General features: G+C 69.0%; 1 protein-coding gene. It reads right to left on the bottom strand.

The window, feature by feature from the left end; all coding sequences use genetic code 11:
- The coding region (lepB, locus tag VR45_RS20655; protein WP_045941280.1) for a signal peptidase I at positions 1-358 on the bottom strand (358 nt) is incomplete at both ends.

Raw genomic sequence — 358 nt, 5'->3', positions numbered from 1 at the left:
CCCTTCTGGTCGAAGGTGTCCGGCACCGGCAGCGTCGACCAGCGGTTGATCGGCCAGGCCACCACGAAGGCACGCCCGATCACATCGTCCACCGGGACGGTGCCGCCACCCGGCTGGTCCATGTGGAAGCGCGAGTCGAGCGAGTCCGCGCGGTGGTCGCCCATCACCCAGATCCGACCGTCCGGCACCTTCACCGGACCGAAGGGCTTGGTCCCGCAGGGGGTGTTGCCGGGGTAGACATAGGGCTCGTCGAGCGCGATCCCGTTGACCTTCACCGGGCCCTCGCCCTCGCACTCGACGGTGTCCCCGCCGACCGCGATGACGCGCTTGATGAGGTCCTTCTCGTTGTCGGAGGGCA

Source organism: Streptomyces sp. NRRL S-495 (assembly GCF_000966955.1).
Classification (GTDB): Bacteria; Actinomycetota; Actinomycetes; order Streptomycetales; family Streptomycetaceae; genus Kitasatospora; species Kitasatospora purpeofusca.
Note: the sequence above shows the minus strand (reverse complement) of the source record. Positions and strands in the feature narration are given on the sequence as shown.